The organism is Streptomyces sp. NPDC026394, assembly GCF_055567735.1.
In genome coordinates this window covers 163,392-177,745 of sequence record NZ_JBVHPX010000008.1, presented here as the reverse complement: position 1 = coordinate 177,745, position 14,354 = coordinate 163,392, and the positions used below count along the sequence as shown (strand labels likewise).

Below are 14,354 nucleotides of genomic sequence, written 5' to 3'. Positions count from 1 at the left end.
TTCGCCAGTTGGCCAGGTCTGGAAGTTATTTTCCCCGTGCTTTGCCGTGGTTGCCGCAGGGATACCTGAATGACACGTTCTCGCGTTCGAAAAATGAGGCGAAGGGTGCGCGAGGGCCGGTTACGGCTGCTGATCCCCGGCCGCTCCGGGAGCGCCCGCCCGACGGAGCCGTACGCACCATGCCGCCGTTGTCCAGGGGCGTCACGTGACGGTCCTGCCGTCGGCCGTCGGCCGTCGGTCCGCCGGTGCCGCGCGGGCGACCTTTCCGCGTGTCCATTCACCGGTACGCAGCAGCGTTTCGGCGGGGTGCCGGGGTCGGACGGGGTGTCTGGGCTGTGCATGGCGTCGTGCGCCGTCCCGGGCCGGGGAAACGGCTTCGCCGACGTCGTGAACAAGACTCCGACCGGAGTCGGAGGCGGGGCGGAGATGGTCGTACTCCTGAGTTCCGGTCTCCATTACGCATAGGGCGGCCCGCGCGGTGCCGCCTTTCCTTCTGCGCCGCCGGCCGCTTTCTCTCCATTCCTCGAACGGCTGTCCGAGGTTGATTGCCGGTAGCTGTAAACCTTTGCCGTGTCGCGCCGGAGCCGTCCTTCCGCCGCCGGACCAGCGGGTGAATTCGGTGTTTCAGGCGGCCGGCGGAACGGGGTGGAGTGCGGGGGCGGGCATGAGCATGGTGAAGGACGCGGCGCGGAAACCGGGGCGGGCGCCGCGGTGACGAAGTGCGGGCAGCCTCGCCGGCCACTCCTCCACGCGTACCGAAGCGGCCCCCGGGCGAGCCGTGAACCGTGCGGTGAGGACCGTCCGCGCCCCGTCGAGGGTCCCGAAGCCGGTCATCGGCAAGGGGACTCGGGGGAGCGACGGACCTCTGGCCGACAGGCGCAGCCCGGCGACGAGCCCCTGCCCGTCGGTCACCCGGACCCGCGACCCCTCCCAGCGGAACTCCGCCAGTTGCTTGGGCACTCCCCAGATGCGGCGCCCGCCCCGCAGCGACTGCTCGTCGTCGACCCAGATCCAGTGCACGGACAGACCGGCCCGCCGGCCGCGCCGAGCGGGCGTCCCCACGATCAGCTCGTCGTAGCGGAGGGTCCCCGAGCGGTACCGGATCACGAACACGGCCAGCGAACGGGCCGTCAGGGCAGAGAGGTCCGGGGGGAGGGGCGGGGCCGCGCCCGTGGCGAAGAGACCACCCCACAGGTGGCCTCTCATGCGCCAGGGCGGCGGCGGGTACGGACCCGGCGCGGCGCCGGTACCGGTCACGTCAGCTCTCGTCTCCTCCCGGGCCGGGGCGGTCGGTTCCCAGGGTACGAGACCACCTTCGAGGAGACGGTGTCCTTGCCGGAGGTGGGGGCGCCGGTGTCGTTGACCGGTATCCGCGGGTCAGCCCTTGGACGCCACCGCGGCCAGCCGCTCGATGCCGGCGGCGAACTCGTCCGGCTCGAAGGACTGGAACGGCAGCCGCAGGAAGACCGTGCCCTCCGGCGGCGCGGCGTCGCCCGGGTAGAAGCCCGAACCCCGGGTCAGCTTCAGACTTTCGGCGGCCGCGGCCTTGAGGAACGTGGCCTCGTCCGTGGCGACGGGCAGGTGCACACTCACGTAGTAGCCGCCGTACGGTACGGCGAGGAGCGCGTCCTCGCCCAGCAGTTCGCGGACGGCCTTGACCGCACCGTCGTGCCGGGGCCCGAGCAGTTCCCGGGTGCCCGCCACGTTCTCCTGGGCCAGGCCCGCTTCCAGGGCCCGCGCGGCGACCGCCTGGAGCAGCGGGGCGGGCGAGAGGTACGTGCCCTCGGCGAGCGCGGCCAGGGCACCGAGCGTCTCGGGCGCGCCGATGACGTACCCCACGCGCAGGCCGGGGCTGAGGATCTTGCTCAGCGACCCCATCGTGAGTACCCGCCCGGCCGGCGCGAGCTCGAAGAAGCCGGCCGGAGCCTGGCCGCCGTACCGCAGCTCCCGGTAGGGGATGTCCTCCAGGATGAGGAAGTCGTGGGTCTCGGCGAGCTGCACCAGGCGGCGGCGCTTGTCCTCGCTCATGGTGACGCCGCTCGGGTTCTGGAAGTCCGGGATGACGTAGACGAGCGCCGGGACGCGCGTCGCCAGCCGGGCTTCGAGGGCGTCCAGGTCGAGGCCGTCGTGCCGGAGGGTGATGCCGGAGACCCGGCCGCCGTGCCGCTCGAAGATCTGCACCGCGCGGTCGTAGGTGGGAGCCTCCACGTACACGTCCTTGCGGTCGCCCGCCAGGAGGTGCGCGGCGAGCAGGTCCAGTGCCTGGAGGGAACCGTTGGTGACGAAGATCTGGTCGGCACCGACCGAGTGGAAGGCCGCGAGCTGCTCGCGCAGGGCCGCGTCCCCCGTGTGGTTGCCGATCGGCGCGTACTGGAACACCCGGTCCTCGCTGTCCCGCAGGACGGCGGCGGTGTGCTCGGCGAGCTGCCGCGAGGGGATCGCTTCCTGCGGGGGGATGCCGCGCGAGAAGTGGAACATGCGTGGGTCTCCGTTCTCGGAAAGTCGTCGTGCGGATACGTCGTGCGGGTACGGCGTGCAGGCACGTCATACGGGTACGGCGTGCGGTACGGACGGGGCCCTTCGTACGGGTGGGGCTCTCCGTACGGGTGGGGCTCTGGGTACGGGGCGGAGCGGGCGGTGGTGCGGGGCCGTCAGGCCGCTCCGGCCGCCGCCCCGGTGCCGGCCTTGGCCACGAAGTGCGGCCCCAGCTCGGCGACCTCGGCCGCGCCGAGCTGCCGGAGGGTGTCCTCGATCTCCCGGCGCAGCAGCCGCAGCACCGCTTCGACCCCTTCGCGCCCGGCGACGCTCAGGCCCCACAGGTACGGCCGCCCCAGGCAGACCGCGTCGGCGCCCAGCGCGAGGGCCTTGACGACATGCACGCCGGAGCGGATACCGCTGTCCATCAGGACGGCGCACCGGCCGTCGACCTCGGCCGCGACCTCGCTCAGTGCGACCACAGCGGGCACCGCCCCGTCCAACTGCCGTCCGCCGTGGTTGGAGACGATGACGCCGTCCGCGCCGCTGTCCAGGCAGCGGCGGGCGTCGTCGGCCCGCAGTACGCCCTTGACCAGGAGGGGGAGCCGGGTCCTGGCCCGGATCCACAGCAGGTCCTCCCAGCTCAGTGACAACCGGTCGATGCGGGCGCCGGCCGGTACCTCGCCCTCCAGGATGCCGAGCGCGCGCAGCGTCCCGAAGTCCACGTGTCCGGGCGTGGCGAAGCCGGCGCGCTGGGCGTGCACCCGCAGTGCGGCGTGACTGGCGTCCACGGTGACCACCAGGGCGGACGCGCCGGCGGTCTCGGCCATGTCGATCGTCGCGGCGATGTCGTCGCGCGACCGGTAGGCGTACAGCTGGAACCAGCCGGCCCGGCCGGATGCCTTGGCGATCTCCGGGAACGGGACGTGGCTGTCCGTGCTGACGACGGGGACGACGCCGGCCGCCTCGGCGGCGAGCGAGGTGGCGATCTCCGCGTCCTCGTGCAGCAGCCGCTGCGGGCTGGTCGGTGCGAGCAGGACGGGCATGGACATGTGGTGCCCGAGGACCGTCACGTCCGTGCGCGGTTCGGTCGTCGTACTGGCCAGGACGCGTGGTCGGAGCCAGATGTCGTCGAACGCCGCGATGTTGGCGCGTACGGTGCGATCGGTTCCGGCGCCGCCGGCGACATAGGCCCGGCAGCCCTGGTCGAGTACCGCGTCACTGGCGGCCTCGAAGTCCGGCAGGGTCAGTAGGTCAGCGAGATTCCGTACGGGGTCCATGGTGGCCTCCGGGCTCTCGTAGTGTGGGGTGTGGATGCGTTCTCGCGTGGTTCCCATCAGGTGCTGACGTGCAGGCGGTGCTGACGTGCTGACGTGCTGACGTGCTGATGTGCAGGCGGTACTGATGTGCTGGCGGTGCCTCAGGCGAACTGGTCGAACGCCATCTTCGTCACCATGCCGATCACCACGAGCACCAGCACGGTACGGACGAAGCCGGAGCCCTTCTTCAGGGCCATGCGCGAACCGATCAGCGCGCCGGTCACATTGCCCACGGCCATCCCGAGCCCCAGCGCCCAGAGCACGTTCCCCTGGAGCGCGAAGACCAGCAGGGCGCCGAGGTTGGACGAGGCGTTGATGACCTTCGACATCGCCGCGCTCTCCAGGAACTGGGTGGCGAGCAGCGTGGTGAAGGAGATGATGAGGAAGGTGCCCACGCCGGGCCCGAAGAGCCCGTCGTAGAAACCGACCACACAGCCGCCGAGGAGCACCGCCACGACGCGTCGCCGCCGGGTCACCTCACGGGCCAGCGGCTGGGTGCCGAAGCTCGGCTTGAACGCCACGAACAGGGCGACCGAGATCAGCAGGACCATGATGACCGGGCGGAAGTACGCCGTGGGGACGGTGGCCGCCGACAGCGCGCCGAGCGCGCCGGCCGGTACCGCGCAGGCGGCGGCCGGTACGAGGATTTTCCGGTCCAGGGCCGTACGCCGCGCGTACATGTAAGCGGCCGTCGCGGTGCCGGTGATCGCGGCGATCTTGTTGGTGCCCAGGGCGGTGGCCGGCGGCAACTGCGGGAAACTGAGCAGCAGGACGGGGATGAGCAGCACCCCGCCCCCGCCGACCACCGCGTCCACCCACCCGGCGGCCACCGCGGCGGTGAGCAGCCCTATGACGTCTATGAAATCCAAGGTATTCCGGTCCTCAGTGCAAGGGTGCGCAGCCCTGGGCGATGACTGCACGGGCAGGACGAATCAAGCGCATCCCGGAGCGCGGCTCAGAGCACGCCCTGGATGTCCTCCATCGTCGGGATGACGCGCTGACGGGGCATCATGTGCTGCGTCCAGCCGAGGATGGAGCGTACGGAGTAGAAGCGGCGCAGCCAGCGGTCCCGGCCGTCGTACCGCGGGACGAACGCGCTGCGGCCGTGCGCCGCCACGTGGTTGTCGACCACGACGAGGTCGCCGGGCTCCAGCACGACGTTGTGGCAGACCGCTTCCAGAGCCTCGGCCAGCGCCTTCAGCGCCGCGGTCGCCTCGGCGCCGGCGGCGTGCGTGGTGTGCGAGTTGAAGCGCATGAACGGCCGGTCGTACGGCCCGAAGACGGCGGGGTGCGGGCCGGAACGGGGCACCGGGCCGGTCCTGCCCCGGGTGAAGGACGCCGGGTAGGAGCTGTAGAACTGCGGGGTGCGCAGGATCGCCACCTGCTCCTCGGTCAGGTGCCGGACGGCCTCGCGCACCGAGGCGACGCGGGTGGCGGCGACGCCCTCGTGGTCCTGGCGCAGGCACAGCAGGCCCAAATAGTCGGGGCGCAGCGGGTGGTGGACGTTCTCGGTGTGGAAGTCGAAGGCCACCGATCCGCTGTTCTCGATGCGCTTCTCCTCCCCGGGCACGGCGTGCACGTCGTGGATGAGCGCGCCGTCCTTCTCGTCCAGGTAGCCGACGAGCGAGCCGAGAAGGTCCGCCACGAGGGTCAGGGTGCCGTCGGTGGGGTGCCCCTGGAGGGCGCCGGAGTGATGGACGGTGGGGGTGTCGGGAAGGTCCCCGACGGTGACTCCGCGCAGCAGGAGGAATCCCGAGTCGGCACCGGCCTCGGCGAATTCGAGCAGGGCGGTGCGCACGGATTTCGGCAGATCGAGAAGTAGACCGGAAAGCGCCAGCGCAGATGCCTCCGAGGCGCCGGCGGCGAGCTGGGAGAGCCGCCAGAGCTTGTGTGTTTCGGCCTCGGACAGGCGGTAGGTCTGCTGTTCGGCGAGTGCGGGGGTCACCGTGTCTCCTTGTACTTGATTGCTGCGTTCGAGCTGCCTCTTCACGCCGCGAAAGGCGCGAACCTGGTCGGCAAACAACAGAAAACATGCGCACGTGCAAATGGTGAACGGGTGGTGTCCGCTCACTATGAGCTGAAAGGAGGGATTGGGCCGGAATTTGCACGTAACAGTAGAGACCGCATTTCCGGACTGTCAACGAAAGATTCCGGTCACCGGGATATGCGGCCGCACCGGCGTCGGCCGACCACGCTTGCCCGTACATGGCATGGTTGGGAAGGTACGCCGGATTTGTTCGATGCAGAGGTTGTAGAGGACGTGTGATGATCCTGTGATGGCGTCGGAACTGCGGTGAGGGCGTCCGGCGGGACGCCGGGGGGCGCCGTCTCACCCACTGGACACCGTCGGTGCGGCCGAGTTGCGACCCTCGGATCACGCCACCGACAGCACGCCACTTTTGGTCATCGCGTACAGAACCAGCCATTCAGGATGACCAAAATCCGGCTCTGACCGCGTCTTCGGACGGACCGGCCCGCCACGGCCGGCACCGCGAACGGCGTTATGCTCGGCGGCGAGGGGCTGATCGGCTTCCTCGCCGCCCGCGCCCGCCGGCCCGCTCCCGCGGCCGGTGCCGCCATGGACGGCGCCCCTGTCCCGCCCCCCGTCTCGCCCCTCCGGGCGGAAGCCGGAGAACCGACCGTGAACGACACCTTCCGCCTGACCACCCGGCGCGCCGAAGGCGACCTCGCCCTGGCCGCCCTCGCGGGCGATCTCGACCTGACCACCGCGCCCGCCCTGCGCGCCGAGGCCCTGGACCTCATCGGACGGGGCCACCGACACCTGGTCCTGGATCTGGAAGCCGTCTCCTTCTGCGACTCCTCCGGCTTCAACGCCCTGGTGGCGATCTGGCGCTGCGCCCAGGAGGCCGGCGGCACCCTCGGCCTGGCCGCCGTCTCCGGGCGGCTCGCCCGCCTGCTGAACATCACCGGCCTCGACACCCTGCTGCCGGCCTACCCCACCGCCGACGCGGCCCTCGCCGCGCACCACCGCGGAGGCGAAGCCGGCCCCTCGCGAGCTGCCGGTTCCTGACCGCCCGGGCCCCGGGCCGCCCGGCCCCGGACCGCCTGGGCCCCGGACCGCCCTGGCCCCCGGGCCGTCCCGCCCGCACCGCCCGCTTCGTCCCCGGTGGCGCCCTGGTGTGACCTTCGTCGCGCCGGGTCGTTCGGTAGACGGGGGAGACGCATCGGGCGGGCGACAAGGAGGCGGGGAGCATGGCCGGTACGCGTGGCGCATTCTTCAAGCTGTCCACCACGGTCGTGGCGGCGGCGGCTCTTCTGGCCGGTGGTCCGGCCCTCGCCGCGCCACCACTGCCGCGCGACGACGTCCGACGCCTCTCCTGCGAAGGGCCGGTGGTGGGATGCGTCCAGGAAGCACGCCGGACCCTGACCCGGCTCCGTGACGCCCTGGGATGTGACCACCGGGCCCCCTTCCCCGTGATCTACGTCCAGCTCGAACGCGTTCTGGAAGCGGCCGCGGCCAGACCAGGTTCCTTCGACGACCCGGACTGGCTGGCCGGAGACCTCAACACCGGCTTCGTCAACCTGTATCTGGACGCCTACCACGCGGACCGAGCAGGGCGGCCGGTCCCGCGGGCATGGCAGACGGCCTTCGAGGCCGCGCGCACCGGTGATGTGAACGCGGGCCAGGACGTCCTGCTCGGCGCCAACGCGCACATCCAGCGGGACATGCCCTATGTGCTGGCCTCCGTCGGGCTCACCCGGCCCGGAGGTGCGTCACGCAAGGCCGACTACCACCGTTTCCAAGCAGTCCTGGACCGCGCGTACGCGCCCGCGGTCCGAGAAATCGCCCGTCATCACGACCCGGTGGTGGCCCTGGCCGACGCACGGTGGAACCCCATCGCCGGACACACCGCCGGCCGGCTCTTCCGCATCTGGCGGGAGCAGGCGTGGGTTCACGCGCAGCAGCTCGCCGCGGCCACCACGCCCGCCGCCCGGCGCGACGTCGAACGGCGGATCGAGGCGAACGCGGCCCGCTGGGCGCTGCTGCTGAACACCGTGCACGTACCCGGATATCGCGCCGTGCGCGACACGTACTGCCGCACCCACCACCGTGGCGCTCCGGGAACGCGCGCCGAGGTGCCCCGTCCCGAAGGGCTCCGTCCCGAGGCAGTCGGGGGTCAGGTCACGGCCACCACGGCCGGATTGAACCGCTCCGCGACATAGACCGGATACCGGTCCGGGCTTCTGATCACGTACTCCTTGAAGGCGCACCAGCCGAACTGCGGCGCCTCGGGCGCGTGCCCGACACCGCACCGCAGCAATTCCCGGTGCTGTGCGCGGCGTTCCTCCCGCAGCCGTACGCCGAGGGGCGTGGGGTCCGTCGGCGGCGGTAGCTGGCCGGTCGCCGCCACCGCGGAGACGACCCGGTTGCGGCTGACCGGCCGTCCAGCGGGGTCGACCAGTTCGGACAGCCGCTCCAGGAGCCGGGGCATCCGCTCGGCCGCGAGGGCCCGGCGGACGGCGGGCGGCACCGCCGCCGTGTCCACCACCCGCTGGACGACGACCCGCACCCGCAGCGGCACATCGAGCAATGCTTCCAGCATGACCGTCGTCGCGCCGTCCCCGGTGAGCAGGATGCGGGTGGAGGAAGGGAGCGTGGCCAGGCCGTACGCCGGGGCAGGGGCGGGATCAGTAGTAGAGGAGACCACGGGACCAGTCCTCGTCGGGGCCGAACAGGCTGCGGGGCTTGAGCACGTCGCCGGGCGCGGACAGCACCTCGTCGGGCATCAGCGTGCCCGGCGGCACGGGAGCCACCTCGCAGTCCACGCCCAGCCGGGCCCGTACGGCGCCGGTCAGCTCGGCGCAGGCGTCCGCGGCGTACACGTCCGCCACCTCCACCTCGGCGACGAGTCGTCGCGCTTCGGCCCGCGCCCGCCAGAACAGCACGCCGTACGCGGCAGGCAGGCGGAAGACCAGCTCCTCCAGTTGCAACTGGGAGACCCGCCGCCCCGCGACGTCGAACGCCTGCGTCGCGCGGCCCGCGAGCCGGATGACGGGAAGCCAGCTGCCGCAGGGACACGGCTCGTGGCTCAACTGGACGGTGTCCTCCAGGTTGTACCGGAGCAGCGGCATGGCCTCGCGGTACAGGGGGGTGATGACCAGCTCACCGGTGCCGTCCGGGGTGATCTCCCCGGTGGCGGGGTCGAGGACCTCGGGCACCACGCGGTCGGCGTAGAAGTGCCGCCGGCCGTGGCGGCAGGCGGAGGCGAGCGGTCCGACCTCGGTGGCGCCGTAGTCCTCGATCACGGACGCGTTCCACAGCTCGCCCAACCGCTCGCGGCGCGCTTCGCTCAGCGGCTCGCCGCAGACCAGGAGCGCGCGCAGGCACGGGAAGTCGGTGCGGGGGTCCAGCCCGGCGGCGCGGGCAGCCGCGGCCCAGATGAGCGGTTCGGTGGGGTTGGACCAGGTCAGGGTGGCACCGAGGTCGTGCAGCAGCCGGACGACGCGTCCGTACGGGGTGGCGAAGCTGCGGCTGTCGGCGGGCACCACGGTCGCGCCCTTCGCCCGGGCGCCGAAGTGACCGATGTGCCCGGCCAGCACCATGGCGTACGGAATCCGCACCAGCAGGGTGTCGGCGGGGCCGATGCCGGCCGGCATCCGGTTGAAGCGCTCGGCGATGTCCACCCAGTCGTCCTCGGTGCAGAACGAGGACGTCGCCCGGCCCGAACTCCCGCTGGACTCGTGGTAGGTGGCGACCCGCTCCCGGGGCACCGCCAGCATGCCGAACGGGTAGGCGGCGCGCAGATCGTCCTTGGTGGTCACCGGGACGTCGGCGAGGCTGCCGGGCATCGTCCCGCCCTGGCGCAGGCGGAACCGGTCCCGGTAGAAGGGGGAGTGTGCGGACCGGCACAGGGCCGTGCCGATACGTTCCCGCTGGAGCGCGTGGAGCTCCTCGAAGCCGCTCCACCTCCGGGATGCGACCGGTCGCGTCGGTGTCATGGTGCTGTCTGCCTCTCCTGGGGTCCGAAGTGGTGGCCCGCGTGTCCCTGCGGCCCTCGATCCGCATGTCCCTGCGGTCCTTGGGCCGTGTGTCCCTCCGGCCCCTGGTCCGCATTCCCCTGCGGCCCTTGAGGGGAGCCCGCGGCTGCCGCGCCGAGGTAGGGGCGGAGACGGCCGGCGGCTCGCCCGTCGTCCAGCAGCGAGAGCGGCAGGGCCGAGCGGAGCGCGGCGGTCCGGGAGCGCCGCAGCTCCTCGTCGGCCGCCAGCCGGCGGAGCGGGACGAGGGCCTCGGCGAGCCGCGCGGGGTCACGGGTGTCGAAGACGAGGCGCTTCAGGTCGGTCGCGAGCGGCGAGAACCGGGTCAGGAACGCGGCCCGGCCCGCCTCCGCGTAACGGTCCAGCACACCCTCGCCGCACCGCCCGAGAAGGACGGCGGCCAGCGCCTCGCCCAGCGGGAAGGCGTCGTGCAGCCCGGCCGTCAGCCCCATGCCGCCGGTCGGGTTGGTGACGTGCGCCGCGTCGCCCGCCAGCAGGACCCGGCCCACACGGAACCGTTCGGCGGTCCGCTGGTGCGCGCGGTACGGGGCATGTGCGACCAGTTCGTAATTCCGAGGCCGGGGCCCGGGAAGGTTACGCGCAAAGAATTCCGCCAGCCGGCGCGGGAGGGTTTCTTCCGGGAGGGAGGCGCGCTCCGTCCAGGCCACCCGCCACAGATTTCCGGAATCGATCCGCACGACGATTGCCCCGTCGTCCGGATCGATGACGAAATTCGCGTCGGCATAACCGTGCGCCGCGAAGTCGTAGCGGATGTCCGTGGCGACGAAGCGCTCCGGCCAGGTGAATCCCTCGAATCCCACACCGAGGGCTTTCCGTACGGTGCTGCGGGCGCCGTCCGCGCCGACGGCCCAGCGTGTTTCGAGCAGCCCGCGGCCCTCCTGGTGCGTGTAGCCGACGCGCACCGATTCGCCGTTCTGGCGCACCGTGTCCACCGCACAGCCGAACTTCACCTCGGCGGCCGGGAAGCGGAGCAACTGCCGGAGGAGGATGCGGCTGAGCGCGTCCTGCCGCAGAATCAGGTTGTGTGCCGGAGCGGAGCCCGTACGGGGACCCGGCGTGGGATGACGGATACGCTCGCCCGTGCGGCGTACGAGGAAATCCCGGGCGCGCAACGGTGTTCCCGCACGCAGGACGGCGTCGAGCACCCGGAGGCGCGCGAACCCCTCCAGCGTGTGGCTCTGGTGGACCAGCGCGCGGGAGGACACGGCGATGTCCGCAGCGCTCTCCAGCACGGTGACGCCGACACCCGCGACCGCCAGGCCCAGCGCGACGGTGAGGCCGACCGGCCCCGCTCCCACGACACAGACGTCCGGACGTCTCGATCCGGAAGACATGAGCATTCCCCCTGCCGCGCCGTGGCACGGAACCATCGACTTGAAGCGGAACCTGAACCCTGAACCTGAATCCGGCCGCCCCGCATCGGTGACGCGCCACCTCGGCGCAAGCGCGGGGAGGGCGGAATTCCGGTCCGTCCGCAGGCGGCCAAGAAAAGGCCGAGGTGCGGTCGTTCCGTCAACTCCCCGCGGAACACGGCAGCAAGAGGATCGGAACGCACAAGAAACTTACGGTGCGTCCCCTGGTAATCCAAGGTTCCGTTTTGACGGTTGGACAGTTGAGCGGGGAGAGACGGCCGGTGCTCACCGGGCTACGCCGTCCCGGCCCCGACGGGCCGCCGGGTACGTCACATCGTGCGTCACTGCTCAAGGGCCGCGCGCGAAGGCACCTCGTGGCAGGTGGTCAGCCCGCGACGACGCGCAGGTTACCGCCGGGGGTGCCCCCGCCGCCCAGGGGAACGCTGCCCTGCCCGGTGGCCGCCCCTTCCACCGGCGGGGGCGGTCCGGTGAGGGCCGCGGCCTCGCTGAAACAGCGCCGGGCCTCGCTGTCCCGGCCGAGGGCTTGCAGCGCCTTGCCGCAGGTGTCGAGGAGCAGTGCCCGGCGCTCGTCCGACTGCTCGTCAGGGGCCAGCGCGAGGCCCTGACGGCAGTGGGCCAGGGCCTCGTCGGGCCGGCCGACGGTGAGGCAGTGGGCCGCCAGGTGGTAGAGGGACAGGGACTCGGTGTGCGGGTGGTCGAGGGCGTGCGCCATCCGCGCCGCCATTTCCCGCCGGGTTCCGGCCCCCGAGAGGTCGCCGACGTGCTCCAGCGCGGCCGCCCAGTTGATCAGCGCGATCACCTGGCCGCGCGGGTCCCCGGCCCGTACGGCCAGGTCAGGGGCGCGGCACAGGTGTTCCAGCGCCGCGGTGTGCTGCCCGTTCTCGGTGAGGACCCAGCCGAGCAGCGAGCACAGCCGGGACTCGGCGTCCGGGTCGTCGAGCGCGGTGGCGGCGGCCAGGGCGCGTTCGAGGGCCGGTTCCCAGCCGTCGTGCACCTGGCGCACGACCAGGGGCCACAGCTGGACGGCGATCCGCCAGGCCAGTTCCGGGTGCCCGGCGTCGGCCGCGGCGACCACCGCGGAGGTGAGGTTGGCGCGCTCGGTCACGTACCAGGCCATCGCGTCGGCGCGGCCGGCGAAGACCGGCGGCGCGGCGGGCGGCGTCACGCCCGGGGGCAGTGTGCAGCAGGGCTGGCTGCCGGGTTCGGCGGCGGCGGCCGCGGCCTGGGCGGCGGACAGGTAGTGCACCAGCAGCCGGTGCAGCCCCGCCGTGTCGGCCCGGGCCACGGCGGACCGCGCGTACAGCCTGGTCAGATCGTGCATCAGATACCGGTCGCCGGTCCACTCCTCGACGAGGTGGGCGGCGGCCAGCTCGTCCAGGGCGGCGCGTGCCTCGGCGGGCGGCAGGCCGCTGAGTGCCGCCGCGGCGCCGCTGTCGAGTTCGGACCCGACGTGCAGGGCCAGCTGACGGAAGAGCAGCGCGCCGGCCGGTGGCAGTTGCTGCACGCTCAGGCGCAGCGTCGCCTCGACCCCGAGGTCCTCGTTGGACAGCAGGGACAGCCGCCGGTGCTCGTCGACCAGGTCGTCCGCCATCGCGCGCAGGGACAGCCGGGGCCGTGCGGCGAGCCGGGCCGCGGCGAGCCGCAGCGCCAGCGGCAGGCCGTCGCACAGGGCGGACAGTTGGGCCGCGGCGACCGGCTCGGCGGCCACCCGGGCCTCACCGATCACGGTGCGCAGGACCCGGACACCGTCCGGCGTCGCCAGCCGTTCCAGGGGCAGCAGCCGGGCGCAGTCGGTGGCGGCCAGCCCTTCCAGCCGGTTGCGGCTGGTGACCAGCACGGTGGAGCCCGGCGTGCCGGGCAGCAGGGGACGCACCTGCGCCGAGTCGCGCGCGTTGTCGAGCAGGACGAGGACGCGGCGGCCGGTGAGCAGCGAGCGGTACAGGTGTTCCGCGGCACGGGCGTCCGCGGGCAGCCGTTCCTCGGGAGTGCCGAGCGCCTGGAGGAAGTCGTGGAGGACGCCCTCCGGCTGCGGGCCGGTGCCGTCCGGTTCCAGGCCGTGCAGGTCGGCGTAGAGGATGCCGTCGGGGAAGTCACCGGCGTACGTGTACGCCCAGTGGACCGCCAGCGAGGTCTTGCCGACTCCGGCCGGGCCGGTGACCACACACAGGGCCGGGGTGCCCGACTGCGCGGCTTCGGAGAGACGCGCCAGGTCATCGGCACGGCCCACGAAGCCGGCCGGGGCGCGGGGGAGGAGGGAGAGGGGCGGGGGAGCGTCTGCGGGGACGGGCGCGGTGGGCCGGTGGGGCGGGGCCTGGGGGCTTGAGGGGGCGGGTGCGGGCGCCGGAGACAGCGTCGGCACGCGCGCCGACGCGTCCCGCTTCGGCTGTCGGCCGACGACCGGCCGGGACCGCAGGATGGCGAGGTACGCCTGGGACAGCGCGGCGCCGGGGTCGACGCCCAGCTCCTGGGCGAGCAGGCGCTGCGTACGGTGGTAGAGGTCGATGGCGTCGGCCTGACGGTCCGCGTCGTGCAGGGAGCGGACGGTGGCGGCGACCAACGACTCGCGCAGCGGGTGGCGTTCGAGAGCGGACTGGAGCGGTGCGAGGGCTTCCGCGCCTCGGCCGCAGGCGTGCAGGGCCCCGGCGAAGTGTTCCAGCGCGGCGAGCTGTTCCTCCACCAGCCGCTCGGCCGCCGCCGCCATCAGCGGCGTGTCACCGATTCCGCCGAGCACCCGGCCCCGCCACAGCCCGAGGGCCTCCCGCAGCAGGACGGCCGCCTCCTCGCCGGGCGAACCGGCCGTGGCCCGGCGCACCAGTTCGCGGAAACGCCACACGTCCACCGCCTCCGGCGCGGCATGCAGCGCGTACCCGCCGCCCTCGGTGGCGACACAGGCTGCGGGATCCGCGTGCAGGAGCCCCCGCAGGGCCGACACATGGCCGTAGACGATGGTCCGCGCGTGGGTCGGCGGGCGGGTGTCCCACAACGCCTCGATGATGCGCTCGGCACCCACGGACGCGCCCTCGGCCAGCACCAGCAGCGCCAGTACGGCCCGGCGCTTGGGAGGCCCGATCGGCACCGGCACGTCCCCCGAGAAGGCCGACACCGGCCCGAGCAGCCGGAAGTCCATCAGCGTTCTCTCCCCTTGGCCGAGTCGTTACGGCGGGAATCT

The 14,354-nt window shown here is 72.7% G+C and carries 11 protein-coding genes; 2 read left to right on the top strand and 9 right to left on the bottom strand.

The features are described 5' to 3' along the window. Window positions 1-624: 624 nt before the first annotated feature. The 5 genes from ACZ4QV_RS20765 to ACZ4QV_RS20745 all read right to left on the bottom strand — a co-directional run bounded on the left by ACZ4QV_RS20765 (window position 625) and on the right by ACZ4QV_RS20745 (window position 5,739). The gene (locus tag ACZ4QV_RS20765; RefSeq protein WP_467763220.1) at window positions 625-1,257 is read right to left on the bottom strand and encodes an acetoacetate decarboxylase family protein; all 633 of its coding nucleotides are present in this window, start codon (window positions 1,255-1,257) and stop codon (window positions 625-627) included. 120 nt (window positions 1,258-1,377) lie between these two features. Continuing rightward, window positions 1,378-2,478 (bottom strand): aminotransferase-like domain-containing protein, encoded by a 1,101-nt coding sequence (locus ACZ4QV_RS20760; protein ID WP_361637754.1) that lies wholly within the window; start codon window positions 2,476-2,478, stop codon window positions 1,378-1,380. 173 nt (window positions 2,479-2,651) lie between these two features. Continuing rightward, window positions 2,652-3,812, bottom strand: coding sequence for an alpha-hydroxy acid oxidase (locus tag ACZ4QV_RS20755; protein WP_361150578.1), 1,161 nt, complete (start codon window positions 3,810-3,812; stop codon window positions 2,652-2,654). 83 nt (window positions 3,813-3,895) lie between these two features. Next, window positions 3,896-4,663 (bottom strand): TSUP family transporter, encoded by a 768-nt coding sequence (locus ACZ4QV_RS20750; protein ID WP_361150581.1) that lies wholly within the window; start codon window positions 4,661-4,663, stop codon window positions 3,896-3,898. 86 nt (window positions 4,664-4,749) lie between these two features. Then, complete coding sequence (locus tag ACZ4QV_RS20745) at window positions 4,750-5,739, bottom strand: TauD/TfdA family dioxygenase (protein WP_361150584.1); 990 nt, start codon at window positions 5,737-5,739, stop codon at window positions 4,750-4,752. Window positions 5,740-6,435: 696 nt separating this feature from the next. On the opposite strand from ACZ4QV_RS20745, the gene ACZ4QV_RS20740 reads away from it, so the two are divergent. Together ACZ4QV_RS20740 and ACZ4QV_RS20735 are read left to right on the top strand one after the other, a co-directional pair. Next, a complete protein-coding gene (locus ACZ4QV_RS20740) occupies window positions 6,436-6,825 on the top strand; it encodes an STAS domain-containing protein (RefSeq protein WP_361150587.1) in 390 nt (129 codons plus the stop codon). Between the two features lie 182 nt (window positions 6,826-7,007). Beyond that, entirely contained in the window at window positions 7,008-7,979 is a 972-nt protein-coding gene (locus ACZ4QV_RS20735; RefSeq protein WP_467763219.1) for a DUF5995 family protein, read from the top strand. On the opposite strand, the gene ACZ4QV_RS20730 is transcribed toward ACZ4QV_RS20735, so the two are convergent. The 4 genes from ACZ4QV_RS20730 to ACZ4QV_RS20715 all read right to left on the bottom strand — a co-directional run bounded on the left by ACZ4QV_RS20730 (window position 7,934) and on the right by ACZ4QV_RS20715 (window position 14,312). Further along, window positions 7,934-8,464, bottom strand: coding sequence for a hypothetical protein (locus ACZ4QV_RS20730; RefSeq protein WP_361150593.1), 531 nt, complete (start codon window positions 8,462-8,464; stop codon window positions 7,934-7,936). The genes ACZ4QV_RS20735 and ACZ4QV_RS20730 overlap by 46 nt on opposite strands. Beyond that, window positions 8,445-9,755 carry a phenylacetate--CoA ligase family protein gene (locus tag ACZ4QV_RS20725; RefSeq protein WP_361150596.1) on the bottom strand — a complete coding sequence of 437 codons (1,311 nt, stop codon included), beginning with the start codon at window positions 9,753-9,755 and terminating at the stop codon, window positions 8,445-8,447. The genes ACZ4QV_RS20730 and ACZ4QV_RS20725 overlap by 20 nt, the downstream gene beginning before the upstream one ends. Continuing rightward, entirely contained in the window at window positions 9,752-11,146 is a 1,395-nt protein-coding gene (locus tag ACZ4QV_RS20720; RefSeq protein WP_361588732.1) for an FAD-dependent monooxygenase, read from the bottom strand. The genes ACZ4QV_RS20725 and ACZ4QV_RS20720 overlap by 4 nt, the downstream gene beginning before the upstream one ends. Window positions 11,147-11,549: 403 nt before the next feature. Beyond that, on the bottom strand, window positions 11,550-14,312 hold the full coding sequence (locus ACZ4QV_RS20715) for an AfsR/SARP family transcriptional regulator (RefSeq protein WP_361588730.1): 2,763 nt from the start codon (window positions 14,310-14,312) through the stop codon (window positions 11,550-11,552). Window positions 14,313-14,354 lie beyond the last annotated feature (42 nt).

What these genes read in the sequence shown, in the direction of transcription:
- ACZ4QV_RS20760 (WP_361637754.1), bottom strand. Translation starts at nt 2,478, where the DNA reads ATGTTCCACTTCTCGCGCGGCATCCCCCCGCAGGAAGCGATCCCCTCG.
- ACZ4QV_RS20755 (WP_361150578.1), bottom strand. Translation starts at nt 3,812, where the DNA reads ATGGGAACCACGCGAGAACGCATCCACACCCCACACTACGAGAGCCCG.
- ACZ4QV_RS20735 (WP_467763219.1), top strand. Translation starts at nt 7,008, where the DNA reads ATGGCCGGTACGCGTGGCGCATTCTTCAAGCTGTCCACCACGGTCGTG.
- ACZ4QV_RS20725 (WP_361150596.1), bottom strand. Translation starts at nt 9,755, where the DNA reads ATGACACCGACGCGACCGGTCGCATCCCGGAGGTGGAGCGGCTTCGAG.
- ACZ4QV_RS20720 (WP_361588732.1), bottom strand. Translation starts at nt 11,146, where the DNA reads ATGTCTTCCGGATCGAGACGTCCGGACGTCTGTGTCGTGGGAGCGGGG.
- ACZ4QV_RS20715 (WP_361588730.1), bottom strand. Translation starts at nt 14,312, where the DNA reads ATGGACTTCCGGCTGCTCGGGCCGGTGTCGGCCTTCTCGGGGGACGTG.